At 67.5% G+C, this 20454-nt stretch carries 27 protein-coding genes; 21 read left to right on the top strand and 6 right to left on the bottom strand.

Translation table 11 applies throughout. From position 1 onward, the window contains the following. Positions 1 to 17: 17 nt before the first annotated feature. The 6 genes from AC07AG_RS11085 to AC07AG_RS11110 form a co-directional block, all read right to left on the bottom strand. Entirely contained in the window at positions 18 to 929 is a 912-nt protein-coding gene (locus AC07AG_RS11085; RefSeq protein ID WP_478754065.1) for a M48 family metalloprotease, read from the bottom strand. Between the two features lie 436 nt (positions 930 to 1365). Next, entirely contained in the window at positions 1366 to 1905 is a 540-nt protein-coding gene (locus tag AC07AG_RS11090) for a Pycsar system effector family protein (protein WP_478754067.1), read from the bottom strand. Further along, positions 1902 to 3161: a PE-PGRS family protein gene (locus tag AC07AG_RS11095; RefSeq protein ID WP_478754069.1), complete on the bottom strand. Its 1260-nt coding sequence runs from the start codon at positions 3159 to 3161 to the stop codon at positions 1902 to 1904. The genes AC07AG_RS11090 and AC07AG_RS11095 overlap by 4 nt, the downstream gene beginning before the upstream one ends. Positions 3162 to 3200: 39 nt before the next feature. After that, positions 3201 to 5399, bottom strand: a complete 2199-nt coding sequence (locus tag AC07AG_RS11100; RefSeq protein ID WP_478754071.1) for a hypothetical protein — start codon at positions 5397 to 5399, stop codon at positions 3201 to 3203. After that, entirely contained in the window at positions 5396 to 6256 is an 861-nt protein-coding gene (locus tag AC07AG_RS11105) for a hypothetical protein (RefSeq protein WP_478754073.1), read from the bottom strand. The genes AC07AG_RS11100 and AC07AG_RS11105 overlap by 4 nt, the downstream gene beginning before the upstream one ends. Before the next feature lie 127 nt (positions 6257 to 6383). Then, a complete protein-coding gene (locus AC07AG_RS11110; protein ID WP_478754075.1) occupies positions 6384 to 7112 on the bottom strand; it encodes a Crp/Fnr family transcriptional regulator in 729 nt (242 codons plus the stop codon). A gap of 362 nt (positions 7113 to 7474) precedes the next feature. Here AC07AG_RS11110 and rpsL point away from each other — a divergent pair, with 362 nt between their 5' ends. The 21 genes from rpsL to rplF all read left to right on the top strand — a co-directional run bounded on the left by rpsL (position 7475) and on the right by rplF (position 20453). Then, entirely contained in the window at positions 7475 to 7846 is a 372-nt protein-coding gene (gene rpsL / locus AC07AG_RS11115; RefSeq protein ID WP_003948652.1) for a 30S ribosomal protein S12, read from the top strand. 2 nt (positions 7847 to 7848) lie between these two features. Next, complete coding sequence (rpsG, locus tag AC07AG_RS11120; RefSeq protein ID WP_003974303.1) at positions 7849 to 8319, top strand: 30S ribosomal protein S7; 471 nt, start codon at positions 7849 to 7851, stop codon at positions 8317 to 8319. A 39-nt stretch (positions 8320 to 8358) separates the two neighbouring features. After that, the gene (gene fusA / locus AC07AG_RS11125) at positions 8359 to 10485 is read left to right on the top strand and encodes an elongation factor G (protein WP_249588333.1); all 2127 of its coding nucleotides are present in this window, start codon (positions 8359 to 8361) and stop codon (positions 10483 to 10485) included. 152 nt (positions 10486 to 10637) lie between these two features. Further along, the gene (gene tuf, locus AC07AG_RS11130) at positions 10638 to 11831 is read left to right on the top strand and encodes an elongation factor Tu (protein WP_160506655.1); all 1194 of its coding nucleotides are present in this window, start codon (positions 10638 to 10640) and stop codon (positions 11829 to 11831) included. 520 nt (positions 11832 to 12351) lie between these two features. After that, entirely contained in the window at positions 12352 to 12660 is a 309-nt protein-coding gene (gene rpsJ, locus AC07AG_RS11135; protein ID WP_003948644.1) for a 30S ribosomal protein S10, read from the top strand. 13 nt (positions 12661 to 12673) lie between these two features. Further along, positions 12674 to 13318 carry a 50S ribosomal protein L3 gene (rplC, locus tag AC07AG_RS11140; RefSeq protein WP_160506658.1) on the top strand — a complete coding sequence of 215 codons (645 nt, stop codon included), beginning with the start codon at positions 12674 to 12676 and terminating at the stop codon, positions 13316 to 13318. 7 nt (positions 13319 to 13325) lie between these two features. After that, entirely contained in the window at positions 13326 to 13979 is a 654-nt protein-coding gene (gene rplD, locus AC07AG_RS11145; RefSeq protein WP_160506659.1) for a 50S ribosomal protein L4, read from the top strand. Next, positions 13979 to 14395 carry a 50S ribosomal protein L23 gene (gene rplW / locus AC07AG_RS11150; protein ID WP_190084419.1) on the top strand — a complete coding sequence of 139 codons (417 nt, stop codon included), beginning with the start codon at positions 13979 to 13981 and terminating at the stop codon, positions 14393 to 14395. Before rplD ends, rplW begins: the two co-directional genes overlap by 1 nt. 39 nt (positions 14396 to 14434) lie before the next feature. Then, positions 14435 to 15271, top strand: a complete 837-nt coding sequence (rplB, locus tag AC07AG_RS11155) for a 50S ribosomal protein L2 (protein ID WP_160506661.1) — start codon at positions 14435 to 14437, stop codon at positions 15269 to 15271. Positions 15272 to 15283: 12 nt separating this feature from the next. Continuing rightward, positions 15284 to 15565, top strand: coding sequence for a 30S ribosomal protein S19 (rpsS, locus tag AC07AG_RS11160; RefSeq protein WP_160506662.1), 282 nt, complete (start codon positions 15284 to 15286; stop codon positions 15563 to 15565). A 41-nt stretch (positions 15566 to 15606) separates the two neighbouring features. Continuing rightward, a complete protein-coding gene (rplV, locus tag AC07AG_RS11165) occupies positions 15607 to 15954 on the top strand; it encodes a 50S ribosomal protein L22 (protein WP_016645177.1) in 348 nt (115 codons plus the stop codon). Then, a complete protein-coding gene (gene rpsC, locus AC07AG_RS11170) occupies positions 15954 to 16796 on the top strand; it encodes a 30S ribosomal protein S3 (protein ID WP_160506663.1) in 843 nt (280 codons plus the stop codon). Before rplV ends, rpsC begins: the two co-directional genes overlap by 1 nt. A gap of 5 nt (positions 16797 to 16801) precedes the next feature. Next, on the top strand, positions 16802 to 17221 hold the full coding sequence (gene rplP / locus AC07AG_RS11175) for a 50S ribosomal protein L16 (protein WP_135332557.1): 420 nt from the start codon (positions 16802 to 16804) through the stop codon (positions 17219 to 17221). Continuing rightward, positions 17221 to 17445, top strand: coding sequence for a 50S ribosomal protein L29 (gene rpmC, locus AC07AG_RS11180; protein WP_003998824.1), 225 nt, complete (start codon positions 17221 to 17223; stop codon positions 17443 to 17445). Before rplP ends, rpmC begins: the two co-directional genes overlap by 1 nt. After that, complete coding sequence (rpsQ, locus tag AC07AG_RS11185) at positions 17445 to 17729, top strand: 30S ribosomal protein S17 (RefSeq protein ID WP_055564830.1); 285 nt, start codon at positions 17445 to 17447, stop codon at positions 17727 to 17729. Before rpmC ends, rpsQ begins: the two co-directional genes overlap by 1 nt. Before the next feature lie 97 nt (positions 17730 to 17826). Next, positions 17827 to 18195 (top strand): 50S ribosomal protein L14, encoded by a 369-nt coding sequence (gene rplN / locus AC07AG_RS11190; protein WP_073768975.1) that lies wholly within the window; start codon positions 17827 to 17829, stop codon positions 18193 to 18195. Between the two features lie 2 nt (positions 18196 to 18197). Then, positions 18198 to 18521 (top strand): 50S ribosomal protein L24, encoded by a 324-nt coding sequence (gene rplX, locus AC07AG_RS11195; protein ID WP_055553504.1) that lies wholly within the window; start codon positions 18198 to 18200, stop codon positions 18519 to 18521. After that, the gene (gene rplE, locus AC07AG_RS11200) at positions 18521 to 19078 is read left to right on the top strand and encodes a 50S ribosomal protein L5 (RefSeq protein WP_249588332.1); all 558 of its coding nucleotides are present in this window, start codon (positions 18521 to 18523) and stop codon (positions 19076 to 19078) included. Before rplX ends, rplE begins: the two co-directional genes overlap by 1 nt. A 5-nt stretch (positions 19079 to 19083) precedes the next feature. Continuing rightward, positions 19084 to 19269 carry a type Z 30S ribosomal protein S14 gene (locus AC07AG_RS11205; RefSeq protein WP_003948630.1) on the top strand — a complete coding sequence of 62 codons (186 nt, stop codon included), beginning with the start codon at positions 19084 to 19086 and terminating at the stop codon, positions 19267 to 19269. 224 nt (positions 19270 to 19493) lie between these two features. Beyond that, on the top strand, positions 19494 to 19892 hold the full coding sequence (gene rpsH, locus AC07AG_RS11210) for a 30S ribosomal protein S8 (RefSeq protein WP_030359017.1): 399 nt from the start codon (positions 19494 to 19496) through the stop codon (positions 19890 to 19892). 21 nt (positions 19893 to 19913) lie between these two features. Beyond that, on the top strand, positions 19914 to 20453 hold the full coding sequence (gene rplF / locus AC07AG_RS11215; protein ID WP_249588331.1) for a 50S ribosomal protein L6: 540 nt from the start codon (positions 19914 to 19916) through the stop codon (positions 20451 to 20453). Position 20454: the final 1 nt, after the last annotated feature.

A 20454-nucleotide genomic window follows, 5' to 3' on the forward strand; every position in this document is an offset into this window, starting at 1 on the left:
CGTTTCCCGGGCGGGCCTCAGAGGTGCGTCCGCAGGTAGGGCTCGAGAGCCCGCAGCCGGGTGTGGGTCTCGGGGTGGCTTGAGAGCAGGCGGGACATCGTGCCCCGCGCCTTGACCCGGTACCCGGCCGTGACCGCTCGTGCGCGATCGGCCTCGTCCTGGGCCTGCGCCTGATGCAGAACCTCCGCCAGCATCGGAGCGAAGCCCAGAGCCGCAGCCTGCTGGTCGGCGCGGAGTTCGCCGTGGCGGCCGAAGTGGGCGAGCAGGTACGGGGTGATGAGCAGGGGGATCATGACGAACCACAGGGTCGCCGTCACGGCCAGCAGAAAGACGCCGACGACCAGGAGGGCAATACCGGTGGCTGCCGGTGAGACGTGTCGCGCCACGTAGAACGCGACCAGGGTGATGCGACGGGCCAGGGCCCAGACCACGCGCCCCGGCATCGAGTACCACTGGCCGAGCAGGCCGGCCCAGGCGTGTCCGCCGGTGTGATGGCCCAGCTCGTGGGCGAGTACGGCGGCCAGCTTGCTGCTGGGCAACTGCTTCAGGGAGTACGTCGTGACGCCGACGACGTGGCCGGCGGCGGCGAGCGCGTTGAGCTCGCCACTGTTCTCGACCATCAGCTCGTACGTGTGCGGTTCGATGCCCGCGCGAGCGGTGACCTCCCGCCAGACCGGTTCGAGCCGCATCCGCTCATCGGCCAGGGGCCGGCGCAGGCCGAGGACGTGCCGGGCGAAGGCCAGTTCGGTCGGCCGGTGGAAGACCAGCGCTCCGGACGCCAGCCAGGCGAGGACGACGAACCAGCCAACGGTGCCGAACAGGGCGGCGCAGAGGCCACTGACGATGACGAAGCTCACGACGAACCCGGGCACCTGAACGAGGAGGCGACCCACGGCCGTGGCATCCGTGCCGCGTTGATGGGCGGCCACATGCAGTCGGGCACCTTGGTGCCGATAGTCGAGGTCGTCGGGGGCCTGGCGCGTCTGCGGGGGGTGGGCCGGAGCCGGCGGGGCGGCGGGGTGGGGTGCGGGGCTCTGTGGGGCCGGGGCAGGGGCTGCCGGTGTGGCTGTGGCTGCGTCTGAGCCCGGATATGCGGGGGCCGGGTACGTGGGCTCGGGGTACGCCGGAGCGGGGGGAGTGGGCCCGGGGCCTGCGGCATCTGGGTAGACGGGGGCCGGGTACGTGGGCTCGGGGTAGGCAGGCTCCGGGTAGGAAGGTCCCGGGTAGGTCGCCTCGGGATACGTGGGTGCGGTGTGTATGGGCTCGGGGTGTGCGAGGGGCTCCGGGCCGGATGGTCGCTCCGGCGGGGCGGGGTCGCTCGGGTGGGGCGGGGCCATGGACAGGCTCCTTCGCTTCGTGTGGTCGTCAGCTGATGAGGAGGGCGGCGGGCAGCAGCACGGTGCCGACACCGAAGGCGATCAGGCCCACTCGGATCCACTGGTGCTTGCGTACGGCGATGCGGCTGGTCTCGGCGAGCGCGGCGGTGAGCCCGGACAGGGGGGCGTGCTCGGTCTCGGTGAGCGCCTGGAGCAACCTGCCCTCGCGCACGGCCTGTTGGATGTCTCCGAAGTACGACAGGGGACGTCCGGCCGTCCACGTCGTACCGCGCAGCCGCGGCAGCACCGCGAGCAGCAGTGCGAACAGGGCGGACACAAAAGCCAGCACACCCGCCCACCAGATCGTCGCCCCGGCCGCGGTCAGCTCACCCGGCTGCCAGTTCCGCCCTGCGAGGAGCCCGCTGAACACGCCGGCTGTCATGCCCAGGGCGGCCACAAGGACTGACGCCTTGCTGTCCGCCCGTGCGATCTCGGACCGCAGGTCGGCGAGGAGACGTTCGGCGGTGTGCGCGCCGCGGGGCTCGGGCGGAGCGGCGGGGGGCGGGTCGGTGACGCCCGGGGCGCTCATGCGGGCGTGGTGTCGTGCGGCGGCCTGCGTGGGTCGGCGGGTGCGGCGGCGTCGGTCGCGCGGGCCGCTTCCTCGGCGGGCGGTGACGTGTACGCCCCCACGGTCGGTCCCGGCTCCGGCGGTCCCCAAGCGGCATAGGGCGGCTGTGGCCGCGCATCGGGCGACGCCTGGTCCGTGGACGCTTGGTCCGTGTAGGCCCCGGAACGTGCTCCGGGCACCGAGCCGTCGTACGGCTGCTGTGGTGCTGCCTGCGCGGGCAGTGCGGTCCGTTGCCCGGCGTCCGCGTCGGACGGGGCCGCGACGGGACCGAGGCCCTGCTGGTGGAGGAGTTCGTTGACCGCGTTCAGGGCGTACTTCGCCGACTCGGCCTTCTGATAGTCCTCCAGACCGTCACCGCTGATCAGCTCCAGCTGGCTCTGGATGAGGGAGAGCTGGTCCTTGCGGATGCTGCTCATCACGAGCTGGGTGTCCTCGGGGTGCTGGGCGAGATGCAGCGCCCACGCCCCGACCCCGCCGTGCTGCAGGTGGTAGCGGTAGAACTCGATCTTCCGTGCGGTCAGTTCCTGGGCCTGCTGCTGGCGCAGCACCTCCAGCTCGTGCTGCTGCCGGGCCTGCTGCAGGTGGTACTGGTGCTCGGGGGCGAGCATCTCGTGCTCGTAGCGCAGGCTGCGCTGCCGCCGCCGGTGCGCGACCGCTTCGTCGTCGAGGCGCAGCCGCAGCATGCAGGTGACGGCGACCCCGATTCCCGCCGCGAAGACGCCCGATTCCACCGCCTGCTGCACCGCGCTCTCGGCCGCCGGGCTGTCCTCGATGGAGAAACGGCGGCTGACCGGTCGGGCGTACTGATGCAGTTCTCGGGTGAGCCGCGTGGGCACGTCACGTTCGCCGCTGCGTACGTACGCGATGGGATCGGCGACCCGCCAGGTCAGATCGGCGGTCACCCCGAACGAGAACGCGTCGTCATCGCTGGGCAGCTGCAGGTCCAGCTGGACGGGATGGCTGCCCATGTCGACCTCGTACACGGAGATGTAGCGGCGCGTCGCCGCATCCGCCCGGGTGGGTCGGTGCGGCGGGACGTAGACGTCGTACACGCCGGCCGAGGTGGCGAAGACCAGGGCGTGGTCGATCGCGGTGACGGGTCTGCGAGCGGTGTAGTCGAAGCGTGAGATCGGCCGGACGGTGAGCACCGGGTCGATCAACTGACTGTGCCGGTCGGCCTGTTGCTGCCATTCCGGCTGACGGCGGAACTCCGCCATGGGGCTCAACTCCTCGGTGGTCAGGGCAGAGGTCAGGGATCACAGGGCGGCGGGCGTGGCGCCTGCCGGGCGCACGGAGGTCAGGAGCCGGTCGGCGATGGCGGGCCGGGGGCCGCCGTCCTCGGCCCGCAGCGTGTGCAGCAGGTGGACCAGGCGGTCCCGGTCGGCTGCCGTCTTCACCAGGGACGGCAGGAGCAGGGCGAGGGCCTGCTCGGCTTCGGCCCGCTGACCGGCGACGTACACCCAGGTCCGCAGCGCGTCGAGGGCCTCGCGCGTGTGGGCGCGCTCGCCCAGTGCGGTGTGCCAGAGGGTCACGAGGTCCCGGGCCCACTCCGGGCTGTGCACGCCGGACTCCGCGTACCACTCCAGGAGACTCCCCTCCTCCCGGTTGTCGCAGGCACGCACGAAAGCGGCGAGTGCCAGTGCCCGGACTGCGGGGGTGTCCAGGTGCAGCAGTCGCACCAGCTCGGCGAGCATCTCCCCGCGGCTTCCGGCGGACAGAAGCAGCGCCGTCGACTCGATCAGGTTGTGGCGCTCGGCATCGCTGCTGCTCTCCGCTCGCGCCCGGGAGGACAGCGCGTCCAGGGCGGGCCCCGCCAGGTCCGGGCGGAGCGGGGCCAGCAGCGCGAAGGCGCGGATCGCCGTCCAGCGCCGGGCCCAATGCCGATCGGTGCACCACTGCGCAAGCAGCTGCGGGATGACCGGAGCTCCCGAGAGCTGCGCCAGGGTGAGCGTGTTGGCCGCGGTCACGCGCGGCCCGAAGGAGGGGGAGACCGACCATCCGTCGATCAGGAGTGCCACGGTCGACGGCAGGTCGGCGGCGGCGAGCAGCGCGGTCGCGGCGGCCGCGCGGGTGCGCACCAGGGGACGTCCGTCGCGGGCCATCTGCTTGAGCCAGGCGACCAGGGCCGGGCGGGTCGAGGGATGGCCTGTCCACACCTCGGTGAGCAGCGTGCCCGGCATGCGTCCCTCGCTGAAGTACGCCACGTACTGAGGGACGGGCCCCCAGTCCGTCGCCTCGCTGCGCAGCTCCCCGACGGCCCGCGCGAGGTCGAGACGGTCCGTCGGGGCGGGACCGAACACCGGGATCTCCGGTGGTTGTTCCGGGTGCTGGAGCCGTTGGAAGTGGACGAAGAGCGCGTCGGCGAACTCGGCGGCCAGCACGTAGGGAGCCTGGTCGAAGAGGGCGAGCGAGATGAGGAACGCCTTGTCGCGCAGACCGAGTGCGGGATCGCTCAGCCAGTCGCGGCACTGCTTCTCCACGGAGGCGAGGCTGAAGCCGCACAGCCGGTCGAGCGCCTGTTCCGTCCCGTCGTACGCAGCGAGGCCGATGGCGAGGTCGGCGGCCTCGGCGGGTCTGCGGTGGCCGTGCTCGAGGAACTCCCGTACGGGGTCGAGTGCGAGCAGACGCTCGGCGCCGGCCGTAGGGGGGAGGTGGGCGGACAGATGTGCGCGGAGCACGTCGGCGGCGTCGGGAGCCTCCCAGCCGACCGGGTCGACGCCCAGCAGATGCGGGGAGTTCTCGACGGTGATCACCAGGTGCCCGCCGGTCTTCTTGAGCTGGTCGCGCGCCGCGTAGAGGTGGGTCTCTCGCAGGGGCTTGTTCCGGCTCAGCGGCATGTCGCACAGCACGTGGCCGCCGCCATGGGCGAGCTGGCCGGCGAGTGCGGTGGGGCTGGTTTCGGGTTGCAGGGCGCGCACGGCCGGGACACCGAGGTGGTGCAGAAGCATCAGAGCCGCGGCGCTGCGGCCGGTGGCGTGCGCGCCGCGGAGCACCAGAACGCGTTCCTCGCGCAGGCGCCGCAGGGCGAGCGCGAAGACGGGACCTTCGACGAACACCTCGGCCAGGGCGTCGAGCCGCTCGCGCGGAATCTCTCCGGATACGTACGCGGGTGAGTCGACGGAGCCGTGGTGGTGGATCTCGGTCTTGGCGCCCATGACGACATCGCGGCCGACATGTCCACCGGACACCCCGTGCTGTGCCCCGCCGACCAGCGAACCTCCGAAGGAGGAGGCCGAGCCGAGGATGAACTCCGGTGCATGGGCGAACAGTTCGCGCTGCGCCGCGCGTGCTTCTTGCGCCTGTTCTTCCGGTTCGGTGGTCTCGGCCGGACGGGAGCCCGGCGCCTCCGGTCTGCCCGGGGGGTTCGGGGCAGGGTCCTGTGCCGGGCCTGCCGGGCCCTTTGCCGGGTGCACGGGGCGGGCCTGTGGTGGCACCGCGCGCGGGGGTACGTTCACGACTCCGCGCCCCGCTCGGACGCCGGGGTGCCGGAGCCGCCGAGGTGGACGTCACCGTGCACGGTCCCGCCGGACACACCGTGCTGGTCACCGCCGACCAGGCTGCCGCCGAAGCTGGGCGCGCCGCCGTTGAAGTGGAAGGCGACGCCGCCCGCCGCGGGTGCCGCGCCCTGCCCCGGCGCCGGACGTTCCCCCGAGCTGACGTCCGGCGCCGGGGCTTCCCCGGCCCCCCTCTCACTGTGGTCATCGGCCGGGCCCCGCGCGGCGCCGTGCTCCTCGGCCCCGGCGGGCACCGGGCCGTGCAGCCAGGCCCGCAGCGGCCCGTTCTTGCTCGCCATGGTCACGGGGTGGAAGTCCGCGGCCGGTACGCCGGGCCAGTCGTGCCGCACCACCCCCGCGTGCACGCCCTCGGAGACGCAGAGGGCGAAGTCGTTCGTACGTTCCCGCAGGGCCGCGCGCAGAACGTCGCCGTCGAGCAGCCGACAGGCGTGGTTGAGGTCGGAGCCGACCCACCCCTGGAGGTCGTCGACCACCACGTATCCGGTGGCCACCACCGCGCGCAGCCGGATCTGGGCGGAACTGGAAGCCATCCTGTTCACTCCCCGCAGCTGCGCCGGCACTTCGCCGAGCAGGGCACGGAGCAGGGCCTGCACCGAGGCGTTGGCATCGATCAGCTCCATCACGGAGTCGCCGCGGTCGGCGCGCAGGCGCAGGGTCTCGTCGACGCCCGCGCTTTCCAGTGCCCGGTCGGTGATGTCGTACAACATGCGCCGCAGATACGCCTGCTCGACGTCGTCCCTGTCGCTGTACTTCTCGATGTCGAGCAGCAGGATGGTGCGGCTCACGGAGTCGGTCATGGTCGCCTTTCGCCCGGGGGAGTTGCGCCGATCTGAAGCGTGCCGACGATGCGATCCCCGTGGTGAGGGCGGATGACGCACTCGGAGTGTGACCGTGTGCACAGAGTCGCTCTCGGGGATGCACGGGTCACTGCGGGTCATCGCGGGCGGACCGCTCGGTGCGCGCGATGCGGCGCAGCAGATCGGGCCGCATGATCACGAGGGCGCGCCGCCCGGTGGCCACGGCATCGCGGTCCCGTAACTCCTTCAGGAGCCGCTGCACCATCTCCCGGGACGCCCCGACGGACCCGGCGAGCTCCTGCTTGCTCAGGGGCACGGCGAGCTCGATGCCCTCGTCCGTACGCCGCCCGTGGGTGCGGGCCAGATCGAGCAGCAGCGCGGCGAACCGCTCCCGCACGCTCATGGAGGCGAACTCCAGGCGGCGCCGGTCGGCGGCCCGGGTGCGGTCGGAGGTCAGACCGAGCAGGGCGAACGAAGCGGCGGGGGAGCGGCCGAGGAAATCCGTGAACCGGTCGTGCTCGACGGCCACCGCGCGCACGGCTTCGAGGGCGGTCACCGTGGCCGAGCGAGGGCGCCCGGTCAGCGCCGCGGATTCGCCGATGATGTCGCCGGGGCCGCGCAGGGCGAGGAGTGCCTCGTATCCGTTGGCCGCCGCCGCGGTCACCTTGGTCCAGCCGTGCACGATGAGCAGGACGTGCGACGAGGGTTCGTTCTGGTGCAGGAGCTGGATGCGGGGCGCGAAGCTCAGCTCGTGGCCGAGGGCGAGGAGAGCGGACCTCTCCTCGTTCTCCAGGCGGGCGAGGAAGGGGACGCGGTCGTCCAGACCGCCGTCCCCGGGTAAGTGGGCCGCCGTCATGGGTCCCCCGATCGTGCAGCGGACCGATCAAGGTACTCAAACCGAGTGCCCCATGAACATGGAATGGACAGGATCGGCCCGGGAGAGGGCGGGAGAGGAGCCGAAAAGCCCGGCGTGTCGCCCCCCACCGCATTTGTTTTGACCGAACCCGATGAGGTAGGTACGCTCAGACCTTGTGCCTGGGGTGTGCCTGGGCTCGCGCGCGTGTCCTCAACCGCATCGTGAGTCCGTGAACGGCCACCGTAATCTGCGCCCCTCCTCGCCTTGCGGCGGGAGTCTGCAGCATTCGACACACCCGACCGCGTGGGTCGGCGATGTTTCAGGTTAGCTTTACTATTCGGCACACAGAAACCGGAGAAGTAGTGCCTACGATCCAGCAGCTGGTCCGGAAGGGCCGGCAGGACAAGGTCGAGAAGAACAAGACGCCCGCACTCGAGGGTTCGCCCCAGCGCCGCGGCGTCTGCACGCGTGTGTTCACGACCACCCCGAAGAAGCCGAACTCGGCCCTCCGTAAGGTCGCGCGTGTGCGTCTGACCTCCGGGATCGAGGTTACGGCCTACATTCCGGGTGAGGGACACAACCTGCAGGAGCACTCCATCGTGCTCGTGCGTGGTGGCCGTGTGAAGGACCTGCCGGGTGTTCGTTACAAGATCATCCGCGGCTCCCTTGACACCCAGGGTGTCAAGAACCGCAAGCAGGCCCGCAGCCGCTACGGCGCCAAGAAGGAGAAGTAGAAATGCCTCGTAAGGGCCCCGCCCCGAAGCGCCCGGTCATCATCGACCCGGTCTATGGTTCTCCTCTGGTGACCTCCCTCATCAACAAGGTGCTGCTGAACGGCAAGCGCTCCACCGCCGAGCGCATCGTGTACGGCGCCATGGAGGGCCTGCGCGAGAAGACCGGCAACGACCCGGTCATCACGCTCAAGCGCGCGCTCGAGAACATCAAGCCGACCCTCGAGGTCAAGTCCCGCCGCGTCGGCGGTGCGACCTACCAGGTTCCGATCGAGGTCAAGCCCGGTCGCGCCAACACGCTGGCCCTGCGCTGGCTGGTGGGTTACTCCCGCGCCCGTCGCGAGAAGACGATGACCGAGCGTCTCCTCAACGAGCTCCTCGACGCCTCCAACGGCCTTGGTGCCGCTGTGAAGAAGCGTGAGGACACCCACAAGATGGCCGAGTCCAACAAGGCCTTCGCGCACTACCGCTGGTAGTCGCTACCCACATCGAGACCGAGAGAAGACTGAGCCGATATGGCTACCACTTCACTTGACCTGGCCAAGGTGCGCAACATCGGCATCATGGCTCACATCGACGCGGGCAAGACGACGACCACCGAGCGGATCCTGTTCTACACCGGTGTCTCGTACAAGATCGGTGAGGTCCACGACGGTGCCGCCACCATGGACTGGATGGAGCAGGAGCAGGAGCGTGGCATCACGATCACCTCTGCTGCCACCACCTGTCACTGGCCGCTGAACGACGTCGACCACACGATCAACATCATCGACACCCCGGGCCACGTCGACTTCACCGTCGAGGTAGAGCGTTCGCTCCGTGTGCTCGACGGTGCCGTGACGGTGTTCGACGGCGTCGCCGGTGTCGAGCCGCAGTCCGAGACCGTGTGGCGTCAGGCTGACCGCTACGGCGTCCCGCGCATCTGCTTCGTCAACAAGCTCGACCGCACGGGTGCCGAGTTCCACCGCTGCGTCGACATGATCATCGACCGCCTCGGTGCGACCCCGATCGTCATGCAGCTGCCCATCGGCGCAGAGGCTGACTTCAAGGGCGTCGTCGACCTCGTCACGATGAAGGCCTTCGTCTGGTCCGCAGAGACCAAGATGGGCGAGGCCTACGACATCGTCGACATCCCGGCGACGCACGTCGAGGCCGCCGACGAGTGGCGCGGCAAGCTGCTCGAGGCTGTCGCCGAGAACGACGAGCAGATGATGGAGCTGTACCTCGAGGGCCAGGAGCCCACCGAGGAGCAGCTGTACGAGGCGATCCGCCGCGTCACCATCGCCTCCGGCAAGGGCGGCGACACCACCGTCACCCCCGTGTTCTGCGGCACCGCGTTCAAGAACAAGGGCGTCCAGCCCCTGCTCGACGCGGTCGTGCGTTACCTGCCTTCCCCCCTGGACGTCGAGGCCATCGAGGGCCACGACGTCAAGGACCCCGAGACGATCGTCAAGCGCAAGCCTTCGGACGAGGAGCCGCTTTCGGCTCTCGCGTTCAAGATTGCGAGCGACCCGCACCTCGGCAAGCTCACCTTCGTCCGGATCTACTCCGGTCGCCTGGAGGCCGGCACTGCGGTGCTGAACTCCGTCAAGGGCAAGAAGGAGCGCATCGGCAAGATCTACCGCATGCACGCGAACAAGCGTGAGGAGATCGCGTCGGTGGGCGCCGGTGACATCGTCGCCGTCATGGGCCTGAAGCAGACCACCACCGGTGAGACGCTGTGTGACGACAAGAAGCCGGTCATCCTGGAGTCCATGGACTTCCCGGCGCCGGTCATTCAGGTCGCCATCGAGCCCAAGTCCAAGGGCGACCAGGAGAAGCTGGGTGTAGCCATCCAGCGTCTCTCGGAGGAGGACCCCTCCTTCCAGGTGCACTCGGACGAGGAGACCGGCCAGACCATCATCGGTGGTATGGGCGAGCTTCACCTCGAGGTGCTCGTCGACCGCATGAAGCGCGAATTCCGCGTCGAGGCGAACGTCGGCAAGCCCCAGGTCGCGTACCGCGAGACGATCCGTCGGGCCGTCGAGCGCGTGGACTACACCCACAAGAAGCAGACCGGTGGTACCGGTCAGTTCGCCAAGGTGCAGATCGCGATCGAGCCCATCGAGGGCGGCGAGGCGTCGTACGAGTTCGTGAACAAGGTCACCGGTGGCCGTATCCCGCGGGAGTACATCCCGTCGGTGGACGCCGGTGCGCAGGAGGCCATGCAGTTCGGCATCCTCGCGGGCTACGAGATGACTGGTGTTCGCATCACGCTTCTCGACGGCGCCTACCACGAGGTCGACTCCTCCGAGCTCGCCTTCAAGATCGCCGGTTCGCAGGCGTTCAAGGAGGCCGCGCGTCAGGCCAAGCCCGTGCTGCTCGAGCCGATGATGGCCGTTGAGGTCACCACGCCCGAGGACTACATGGGCGACGTCATCGGTGACATCAACTCCCGCCGTGGCCAGATCCAGGCCATGGAGGAGCGCAGTGGCGCCCGTGTCGTGAAGGGCCTCGTGCCCCTCTCGGAGATGTTCGGCTACGTCGGAGACCTCCGCAGCAAGACCTCGGGTCGCGCAAGCTACTCGATGCAGTTCGACTCCTACGCCGAGGTTCCGCGGAACGTCGCCGAGGAGATCATCGCGAAGGCCAAGGGCGAGTAACTCAACCTAGTTGACGCTTTAGGCTTGACTCCGGAGCCTCCGGGGCATTCCGACCCTCTTCGGGACGGGTGCCCCGGGCCCCGGGTATCCCAGCAAAGATCACCTGGCGCCGATGAAGCAAGGCGTACAGAACCACTCCGCAGGAGGATTCAGTGGCGAAGGCAAAGTTCGAGCGGACTAAGCCGCACGTCAACATCGGCACCATCGGTCACATTGACCACGGTAAGACGACCCTCACGGCCGCCATTACCAAGGTGCTGCACGACGCGTACCCCGAGCTGAACGAGGCCTCGGCCTTCGACCAGATCGACAAGGCTCCCGAGGAGCGCCAGCGCGGTATCACGATCTCGATCGCGCACGTCGAGTACCAGACGGAGACGCGTCACTACGCGCACGTCGACTGCCCGGGTCACGCGGACTACATCAAGAACATGATCACGGGTGCCGCGCAGATGGACGGCGCCATCCTCGTGGTCGCCGCCACCGACGGCCCGATGCCGCAGACCAAGGAGCACGTGCTCCTGGCCCGCCAGGTCGGCGTTCCGTACATCGTCGTCGCCCTGAACAAGGCCGACATGGTGGACGACGAGGAGATCCTGGAGCTCGTCGAGCTCGAGGTCCGTGAGCTCCTCTCCGAGTACGAGTTCCCGGGCGACGACCTTCCGGTCGTCAAGGTCTCGGCGCTCAAGGCGCTCGAGGGCGACAAGGAGTGGGGTGAGTCCGTCCTCAACCTGATGAAGGCTGTCGACGAGTCCATCCCGGAGCCCGAGCGTGACGTCGACAAGCCGTTCCTGATGCCGATCGAGGACGTCTTCACGATCACCGGTCGTGGCACCGTCGTCACCGGTCGTATCGAGCGTGGCATCCTCAAGGTCAACGAGACCGTCGACATCATCGGCATCAAGACCGAGAAGACCACCACCACGGTCACCGGCATCGAGATGTTCCGCAAGCTGCTCGACGAGGGCCAGGCCGGTGAGAACGTCGGTCTGCTCCTCCGTGGCATCAAGCGCGAGGACGTCGAGCGCGGCCAGGTCATCATCAAGCCCGGTTCGGTCACGCCGCACACCGAGTTCGAGGCCCAGGCCTACATCCTGTCGAAGGACGAGGGTGGCCGTCACACCCCCTTCTTCAACAACTACCGCCCGCAGTTCTACTTCCGCACCACGGACGTGACCGGCGTCGTGACCCTCCCCGAGGGCACCGAGATGGTCATGCCGGGCGACAACACTGAGATGACCGTTGAGCTCATCCAGCCCGTCGCGATGGAAGAGGGCCTGAAGTTCGCCATCCGTGAGGGTGGCCGGACCGTCGGCGCCGGCCAGGTCACCAAGATCAACAAGTAAGCTCCGCTTGCTTGTTGATCGGGGAGACCCGGTCGCTCTGAACTGAGCGCAGCGAAAAGCCCCGTCCACCTCCGGGTGGGCGGGGCTCTTTGCGTACGCGATGTCGGCCGTGGCAGCTTGACAGCTCGGCCCGATTGGCCTTCGTCGTCCCACGTGTGGCACACTGTTCAGGTTGCTCGGTTGAGTGCCGATGCTGCGCGCCTCCCGCCGGGAGGACCGGAAGCGAGTCCCACAGTACTCGTCGCCCCATCTGTCGAACGGTCGTAAAAAGCCCGCAGGCAGCGCTGGAGCGGACGTACGGGAATCTTCTGGGAAGTGCGGTGCGGAGGCTTAACCAGGCGCCCGGTGGGTTTCTTCCCCCGGACCCGCGGTCATCTGGGCCGCAGCCCCTAGCAGGGAAATCCTTCGGGAAATCTCCGTGAGCGGGACTGCGACACGCCCGACCGCGTGGGTCGGAGGAAGTAGAAAAAAGGGCCTTCCGGGAGCCAGAGCGTTCGAGACAAAGGACTACCAAGTAGCCATGGCGGGACAGAAGATCCGCATCCGGCTCAAGGCCTACGACCACGAGGTCATCGACTCTTCGGCGAAGAAGATCGTCGAGACGGTGACTCGCACTGGTGCGTCGGTCGCAGGCCCGGTGCCGCTGCCCACTGAGAAGAACGTGTACTGCGTCATCAAGTCGCCGCACAAGTACAAGGACTCGCGCGAGCACTTCGAGATGCGCACGCACAAGCGCCTGATCGACATCCTCGACCCGACGCCCAAGACCGTTGACTCGTTGATGCGCCTGGACCTTCCGGCCGGCGTCGACATCGAGATCAAGCTCTGAGAGGCGCGGACAGATGACTAAGCAGATCAAGGGCGTCCTGGGCGAGAAGCTCGGCATGACCCAGGTCTGGGACGAGAACAACCGTGTCGTCCCGGTCACCGTCGTCAAGGCCGGGCCCTGCGTCGTTACCCAGGTCCGTACGAATGACTCCGACGGCTACGAGTCGGTCCAGATCGCCTTCGGCGAGATCGACCCTCGCAAGGTGAACAAGCCCCTCAAGGGTCACTTCGCCAAGGCCGACGTGACCCCCCGCCGCCACCTGGTGGAGATCCGCACCCCTGACGCCAGCGAGTACACGCTGGGCCAGGAGGTGACTGCCGAGGTGTTCGAGTCCGGCGTCAAGGTTGACGTCACGGGCAAGAGCAAGGGCAAGGGCTTCGCCGGTGTCATGAAGCGTCACAACTTCAAGGGACTCGGCGCGGGTCACGGTACCCAGCGCAAGCACCGCTCTCCCGGTTCCATCGGTGGCTGTGCCACCCCGGGCCGTGTGTTCAAGGGCCTCCGCATGGCGGGCCGTATGGGCAACGAGCGGGTCACCACCCAGAACCTGACCGTTCACGCCGTTGACGCGGAGAAGGGCCTGCTCCTGATCAAGGGCGCAGTTCCCGGTCCGAACGGTGGCCTCGTCCTGGTCCGTACCGCGGCCAAGGGGGTTTGAGGAACCGATGAGCACCATTGACATCCTTTCGCCGGCAGGCGACAAGGCCGGGACGGTCGAGCTCCCCGCGGAGATCTTCGACGTAGAGAAGATCAGCATCCCGCTTCTCCACCAGGTCGTCGTCGCTCAGCTGGCAGCTGCCCGTCAGGGCACGCACAAGACCAAGCGCCGCGGTGAAGTCCGCGGTGGTGGCAAGAAGCCTTACCGCCAGAAGGGCACCGGCCGCGCCCGCCAGGGTTCGACCCGTGCGCCGCAGTTCGCCGGCGGTGGCGTCGTCCACGGCCCGCAGCCGCGTGACTACTCGCAGCGGACCCCGAAGAAGATGAAGGCCGCGGCCCTGCGCCACGCCCTCACCGACCGGGCCCGCAACGCTCGTATCCACGTTGTCACCAACGTGGTCGAGGGCGACATCTCCACGAAGGCCGCGAAGACGCTGCTCGGCAAGGTCAGCGAGCGCAAGAACGTGCTCCTGGTCATCGACCGTGCGGACGAGACTTCGCTGCTCTCCGCCCGCAACCTGCCCCAGGTGCACATCCTGGAGCCGGGCCAGCTGAACACGTATGACGTGCTCGTCTCGGACGACGTGGTCTTCACCAAGGCCGCCTTCGAGTCCTTCGTGTCTGGCCCCAAGGCCGATGAGACCGAAGGGAGCGAAGCCTGATGGCTACGCGTCACCCGAGCATCGCCCCCAAGGCGGCCAAGGCCGCCAAGGCCGCGCGCCTCGCCAAGGCGAAGCGCCACGCCACCGAGGGCAAGAACACCGTTGAGACGCCGCTGAGCAAGAGCTTCACGGACCCCCGTGACGTCCTCGTCAAGCCGGTCGTCTCTGAGAAGAGCTACGCGCTCCTCGACGAGGGCAAGTACACCTTCGTCGTTGCGCCCGGCGCCAACAAGACCCAGATCAAGCAGGCCGTCGAGGCGGTCTTCTCGGTCAAGGTCACTGGGGTCAACACGATCAACCGCCAGGGCAAGCGCAAGCGCACCCGCACGGGGTTCGGTAAGCGCGCTGACACCAAGCGCGCGATCGTGACCCTTGCTGAGGGCGACCGTATCGACATCTTCGGCCAGGCCTCCTAACGGAGCGCCCTGGTCCGAATATCGGACGAGGACTGAGAAATGGGAATCCGCAAGTACAAGCCGACTACGCCGGGCCGTCGTGGCTCCAGCGTCGCCGACTTCGTCGAGGTAACGCGGTCCACGCCGGAGAAGTCGCTGGTCCGCCCGCTGCACAGCAAGGGCGGCCGTAACAACGCCGGTCGTGTGACCGTTCGCCACCAGGGTGGCGGACACAAGCGCGCCTACCGAGTGATCGACTTCCGTCGTCACGACAAGGACGGCGTGCCGGCGAAGGTCGCGCACATCGAGTACGACCCGAACCGCACCGCGCGCATCGCGCTCCTGCACTACGCGGACGGCGAGAAGCGCTACATCCTGGCCCCCCGCAACCTGTCGCAGGGTGACCGGGTCGAGAACGGACCGGGCGCGGACATCAAGCCGGGCAACAACCTGGCCCTCCGCAACATCCCGGTCGGTACGACCATCCACGCCATCGAGCTGCGGCCCGGCGGCGGCGCGAAGTTCGCCCGCTCCGCGGGTGCCTCCGTGCAGCTGCTGGCGAAGGAGGGCTCCATGGCCCACCTTCGTATGCCGTCCGGTGAGATCCGTCTGGTCGACGTCCGCTGCCGCGCCACCATTGGCGAGGTCGGCAACGCCGAGCAGTCGAACATCAACTGGGGCAAGGCCGGCCGTAAGCGCTGGCTTGGCGTTCGCCCGACCGTTCGCGGTGTGGCGATGAACCCGGTCGACCACCCGCACGGTGGTGGTGAAGGCAAGACTTCCGGTGGTCGCCACCCGGTCTCGCCGTGGGGTCAGAAGGAGGGTCGTACTCGTTCGCCGAAGAAGGCGAGCAACAAGTACATCGTCCGCCGCCGCAAGACGAACAAGAAGCGCTAGGAGCGGGTTTAGATGCCGCGCAGTCTCAAGAAGGGACCCTTCGTCGACGGACACCTCATCAAGAAGGTGGATGTCCAGAACGAAGCAGGTTCCAAGAACGTCATCAAGACCTGGTCCCGTCGCTCGATGATCGTCCCGGCCATGCTGGGCCACACGATCGCGGTGCACAACGGCAAGACCCACATCCCGGTGTTCGTCACCGAGGCGATGGTCGGCCACAAGCTCGGCGAGTTCTCGCCGACTCGCACCTTCCGCGGCCACGTCAAGGACGACCGGAAGTCGAAGCGCCGCTAGCGCGGGGTGGAACGACTATGACTTACACCGAAGGGACAACCATGGAAGCCAGGGCCCAGGCGCGGTACATCCGCGTCACGCCCATGAAGGCCCGCCGAGTGGTGGACCTCATCCGTGGCATGGATGCCACGGAGGCTCAGGCGGTCCTGCGTTTCGCCCCGCAGGCCGCGAGCGTGCCGGTAGGCAAGGTGCTTGACAGCGCCATTGCCAATGCCGCGCACAACTACGACCACAGTGACGCCTCTTCGCTGGTTATCAGCGAGGCGTACGTGGATGAGGGCCCGACCCTGAAGCGGTTCCGTCCGCGTGCACAGGGCCGTGCCTACCGGATCCGTAAGCGGACCAGCCACATCACCGTGGTCGTCAGCAGCAAGGAAGGAACCCGGTAATGGGCCAGAAGGTAAACCCGCACGGGTTCCGGCTCGGCATTACCACCGACTTCAAGTCGCGTTGGTACGCCGACAAGCTGTACAAGGACTACGTCAAGGAAGACGTCGCCATCCGTCGGATGATGACGTCCGGCATGGAGCGCGCCGGCATCTCGAAGGTTGAGATCGAGCGCACCCGTGACCGCGTGCGGGTGGACATCCACACCGCGCGTCCCGGCATCGTCATCGGCCGCCGTGGCGCCGAGGCCGACCGCATCCGCGGTGACCTCGAGAAGCTCACGGGCAAGCAGGTTCAGCTGAACATCCTCGAGGTCAAGAACCCCGAGGTCGACGCTCAGCTGGTCGCGCAGGCCGTTGCAGAGCAGCTGTCCTCCCGCGTCTCCTTCCGTCGCGCCATGCGTAAGAGCATGCAGTCGACGATGAAGGCCGGCGCCAAGGGCATCAAGATCCAGTGTGGTGGCCGTCTCGGCGGCGCCGAGATGTCCCGCTCGGAGTTCTACCGCGAGGGCCGCGTGCCCCTGCACACCCTCCGTGCGAACGTCGACTACGGCTTCTTCGAGGCCAAGACGACCTTCGGCCGTATCGGCGTGAAGGTCTGGATCTACAAGGGCGACGTCAAGAACATCGCCGAGGTCCGCGCCGAGAACGCTGCGGCCCGTGCGGGTAACCGCCCGGCCCGTGGTGGCGGCAACGACCGCCCGGCCCGTGGTGGCCGTGGTGGCGAGCGTGGCGGCCGCGGCCGCAAGCCGCAGCAGCAGTCCGCGCCGGCTGCCGAGGCCCCCAAGGCCGACGCTCCCGCCGCAGCTGCCGCTCCGGCTGAGAGCACCGGAACGGAGGCCTGACCGACATGCTGATCCCTCGTAGGGTCAAGCACCGCAAGCAGCACCACCCGAAGCGCAGCGGTATGTCCAAGGGTGGTACGCAGGTTGCGTTCGGCGAGTACGGGATTCAGGCCCTCACTCCGGCGTACGTGACCAACCGCCAGATCGAGGCGGCTCGTATCGCGATGACCCGCCACATCAAGCGTGGCGGCAAGGTCTGGATCAACATCTACCCGGACCGCCCGCTGACGAAGAAGCCCGCCGAGACCCGCATGGGTTCCGGTAAGGGTTCCCCCGAGTGGTGGGTCGCGAACGTCAAGCCCGGACGGGTGATGTTCGAGCTGTCCTACCCGAATGAGAAGACTGCGCGTGAGGCGCTTACCCGCGCTGCTCACAAGCTTCCGATGAAGTGCCGGATTGTTCGGCGCGAGGCAGGTGAGTCGTGATGTCGGCCGGTACCAAGGCGTCCGAGCTGCGCGAACTGGGTGACGAGGAGCTTCTCGCGAAGCTCCGCGAAGCCAAGGAAGAGCTGTTCAACCTCCGCTTCCAGGCGGCGACCGGTCAGCTCGAGAACCACGGGCGGCTCAAGGCCGTCCGTAAGGACATCGCGCGGATCTACACCCTGATGCGTGAGCGCGAGCTGGGCATCGAGACGGTGGAGAGCGCCTGATGAGCGAGAGCAACGTGACTGAGACCAAGACTGACCGCGGATTCCGCAAGACCCGTGAGGGTCTGGTCGTCAGCGACAAGATGGACAAGACCGTCGTCGTCGCTGTCGAGGACCGCGTGAAGCACGCGCTGTACGGCAAGGTCATCCGCCGTACGAACAAGCTCAAGGCGCACGACGAGCAGAACGCTGCCGGCGTCGGCGACCGCGTCCTCCTGATGGAGACGCGTCCGCTGTCGGCGACCAAGCGCTGGCGCATCGTCGAGATCCTCGAGAAGGCCAAGTAATTTCCGAGGGGTTTCCCTCGGATCAGTTCCGCCAGGCTCGGTGGGGACTGTCTAGCGCAGTCCCCGCCGGGAACCGGCAGACAAACAGGAGATAGACGTGATCCAGCAGGAGTCGCGACTTCGGATCGCCGACAACACGGGTGCGAAGGAAATTCTCACCATTCGTGTTCTCGGTGGCTCGGGTCGCCGCTACGCGGGCATCGGTGACGTCATCGTCGCCACCGTCAAGGACGCGATCCCCGGTGGCAACGTGAAGAAGGGTGACGTCGTCAAGGCCGTCATCGTTCGCACCGTCAAGGAGCGCCGCCGTCCCGACGGCTCGTACATCCGCTTCGACGAGAACGCCGCCGTCATTCTGAAGAACGACGGCGACCCTCGCGGCACCCGTATCTTCGGCCCGGTCGGTCGTGAGCTGCGCGAGAAGAAGTTCATGAAGATCATCTCGCTCGCGCCGGAGGTGCTGTAAGCATGAAGATCAAGAAGGGCGACCTGGTTCAGGTCATCACCGGTAAGGACAAGGGCAAGCAGGGCAAGGTCATTGCCGCTTACCCGCGCGACGAGCGCGTCCTGGTCGAGGGTGTCAACCGGGTCAAGAAGCACACGAAGGCCGGCCCGACCGCCAGCGGTTCGCAGGCCGGCGGCATCGTGACCACCGAAGCCCCTGTCCACGTGAGCAACGTTCAGCTCGTCGTGGAGAAGGACGGCAACAAGGTCGTCACGCGTGTCGGTTTCCGCTTCGACGAAGACGGCAACAAGATCCGCGTTGCCAAGCGGACGGGTGAGGACATCTGATGACGACCACCACCACTCCGCGTCTGAAGACGAAGTACCGCGAGGAGATCGCGGGCAAGCTGCAGGAAGAGTTCTCGTACGAGAACGTCATGCAGACCCCGGGTCTCGTCAAGATCGTGGTCAACATGGGTGTCGGCGACGCCGCCCGTGACTCGAAGCTCATGGACGGTGCCGTCCGTGACCTGACCACCATCACGGGTCAGAAGCCGGCCATCACCAAGGCCCGGAAGTCCATCGCGCAGTTCAAGCTGCGCGAGGGTCAGCCGATCGGCTGCCACGTCACGCTTCGTGGCGACCGCATGTGGGAGTTCCTGGACCGCACCCTGTCGCTCGCGCTTCCGCGCATCCGCGACTTCCGTGGTCTGTCCCCCAAGCAGTTCGACGGCCGTGGCAACTACACCTTCGGTCTCACGGAGCAGGTCATGTTCCACGAGATCGACCAGGACAAGATCGACCGCGTCCGGGGTATGGACATCACCGTGGTCACCACGGCGACCAACGACGCTGAGGGCCGTGCGCTCCTTCGTCACCTCGGCTTCCCGTTCAAGGAGGCGTAAGCGAGATGGCGAAGAAGGCACTTATTGCCAAGGCTGCTCGTAAGCCCAAGTTCGGTGTGCGCGGCTACACCCGCTGCCAGCGTTGTGGCCGTCCGCACTCCGTGTACCGCAAGTTCGGCCTGTGCCGCGTCTGCCTTCGTGAGATGGCTCACCGTGGCGAGCTGCCGGGCGTGACCAAGAGCTCCTGGTAATTCCCGCCTGTCCTTAGGGACTTGGGAATTACTGGAGGCTCTCGGTAAGTATCTGGTCGGTAGGTGGCCCACCTCTCCATGGCTTAGGCTAGGAGGGTTGGGCGCCTGCCGCCCTGACCGACTTACTACGCCGTAGGTCCCCGCGCCGCACCCGTCCCGCCTCTGAGTGGGGAGAGGGATGGCGCAGATAGGAAACCACGGCGAGAGAGGCCGAAGGCCAATTCATGACCATGACTGATCCGATCGCGGACATGCTGACTCGTCTGCGTAACGCGAACTCGGCGTACCACGACTCCGTGGCGATGCCGCACAGCAAGATCAAGTCTCACATCGCGGAGATCCTCCAGCAGGAGGGCTTCATCACGGGCTGGAAGGTCGAGGACGCCGAGGTTGGCAAGAACCTCGTTCTCGAGCTGAAGTTCGGCCCGAACCGTGAGCGCTCCATTGCGGGCATCAAGCGGATCTCCAAGCCCGGTCTCCGGGTTTACGCGAAGTCCACCAATCTGCCGAAGGTGCTCGGCGGCCTGGGCGTGGCGATCATCTCCACGTCCCACGGTCTCCTCACCGGCCAGCAGGCAGGCAAGAAGGGCGTAGGTGGGGAAGTCCTCGCCTACGTCTGGTAGTCGGGAACGGAGGAATAGCTAATGTCGCGTATTGGCAAGCTCCCCATCACGGTTCCCGCCGGCGTGGACGTCACCATCGACGGCCGGACGGTCTCGGTTAAGGGTCCCAAGGGCTCCCTTTCCCACACCGTCGTCGCGCCGATCGACATCGCTAAGGGTGAGGACGGCGTCCTGAGCGTCACCCGCCCCAACGACGAGCGTCAGAACAAGGCCCTGCACGGCCTGTCCCGCACGCTGGTGGCGAACATGATCACCGGCGTGACCACGGGTTACGTGAAGAAGCTCGAGATCAGCGGTGTCGGTTACCGCGTGCTCGCGAAGGGCTCCAACCTGGAGTTCTCGCTGGGTTACAGCCACCCGATCCTGGTCGAGGCCCCCGAGGGCATCACCTTCAAGGTGGAGTCCGCGACCAAGCTTTCGGTCGAGGGCATCGACAAGCAGAAGGTCGGCGAGGTTGCGGCCAACATCCGCAAGCTGCGCAAGCCCGACCCGTACAAGGCCAAGGGTGTCAAGTACGAGGGCGAAGTCATCCGGCGCAAGGTCGGAAAGGCAGGTAAGTAAG

The sequence above is a fragment of the Streptomyces sp. NPDC044044 genome (assembly GCF_056434405.1).

Coding starts and splice junctions, on each gene's coding strand:
- rpsQ (WP_055564830.1), top strand. CDS start 17,445: ATGAGCGAGAGCAACGTGACTGAGACCAAGACTGACCGCGGATTCCGC.
- AC07AG_RS11105 (WP_478754073.1), bottom strand. CDS start 6,256: ATGACCGACTCCGTGAGCCGCACCATCCTGCTGCTCGACATCGAGAAG.
- rplB (WP_160506661.1), top strand. CDS start 14,435: ATGGGAATCCGCAAGTACAAGCCGACTACGCCGGGCCGTCGTGGCTCC.
- AC07AG_RS11090 (WP_478754067.1), bottom strand. CDS start 1,905: ATGAGCGCCCCGGGCGTCACCGACCCGCCCCCCGCCGCTCCGCCCGAG.
- rpsH (WP_030359017.1), top strand. CDS start 19,494: ATGACCATGACTGATCCGATCGCGGACATGCTGACTCGTCTGCGTAAC.
- rplD (WP_160506659.1), top strand. CDS start 13,326: ATGAGCACCATTGACATCCTTTCGCCGGCAGGCGACAAGGCCGGGACG.
- rplP (WP_135332557.1), top strand. CDS start 16,802: ATGCTGATCCCTCGTAGGGTCAAGCACCGCAAGCAGCACCACCCGAAG.
- rplF (WP_249588331.1), top strand. CDS start 19,914: ATGTCGCGTATTGGCAAGCTCCCCATCACGGTTCCCGCCGGCGTGGAC.
- rpsG (WP_003974303.1), top strand. CDS start 7,849: ATGCCTCGTAAGGGCCCCGCCCCGAAGCGCCCGGTCATCATCGACCCG.
- rplW (WP_190084419.1), top strand. CDS start 13,979: ATGGCTACGCGTCACCCGAGCATCGCCCCCAAGGCGGCCAAGGCCGCC.
- AC07AG_RS11095 (WP_478754069.1), bottom strand. CDS start 3,161: ATGGCGGAGTTCCGCCGTCAGCCGGAATGGCAGCAACAGGCCGACCGG.
- rpmC (WP_003998824.1), top strand. CDS start 17,221: ATGTCGGCCGGTACCAAGGCGTCCGAGCTGCGCGAACTGGGTGACGAG.
- fusA (WP_249588333.1), top strand. CDS start 8,359: ATGGCTACCACTTCACTTGACCTGGCCAAGGTGCGCAACATCGGCATC.
- AC07AG_RS11110 (WP_478754075.1), bottom strand. CDS start 7,112: ATGACGGCGGCCCACTTACCCGGGGACGGCGGTCTGGACGACCGCGTC.
- rpsS (WP_160506662.1), top strand. CDS start 15,284: ATGCCGCGCAGTCTCAAGAAGGGACCCTTCGTCGACGGACACCTCATC.
- rplC (WP_160506658.1), top strand. CDS start 12,674: ATGACTAAGCAGATCAAGGGCGTCCTGGGCGAGAAGCTCGGCATGACC.
- AC07AG_RS11205 (WP_003948630.1), top strand. CDS start 19,084: ATGGCGAAGAAGGCACTTATTGCCAAGGCTGCTCGTAAGCCCAAGTTC.
- rplV (WP_016645177.1), top strand. CDS start 15,607: ATGGAAGCCAGGGCCCAGGCGCGGTACATCCGCGTCACGCCCATGAAG.
- rplE (WP_249588332.1), top strand. CDS start 18,521: ATGACGACCACCACCACTCCGCGTCTGAAGACGAAGTACCGCGAGGAG.
- rpsC (WP_160506663.1), top strand. CDS start 15,954: ATGGGCCAGAAGGTAAACCCGCACGGGTTCCGGCTCGGCATTACCACC.
- rpsJ (WP_003948644.1), top strand. CDS start 12,352: ATGGCGGGACAGAAGATCCGCATCCGGCTCAAGGCCTACGACCACGAG.
- rplX (WP_055553504.1), top strand. CDS start 18,198: ATGAAGATCAAGAAGGGCGACCTGGTTCAGGTCATCACCGGTAAGGAC.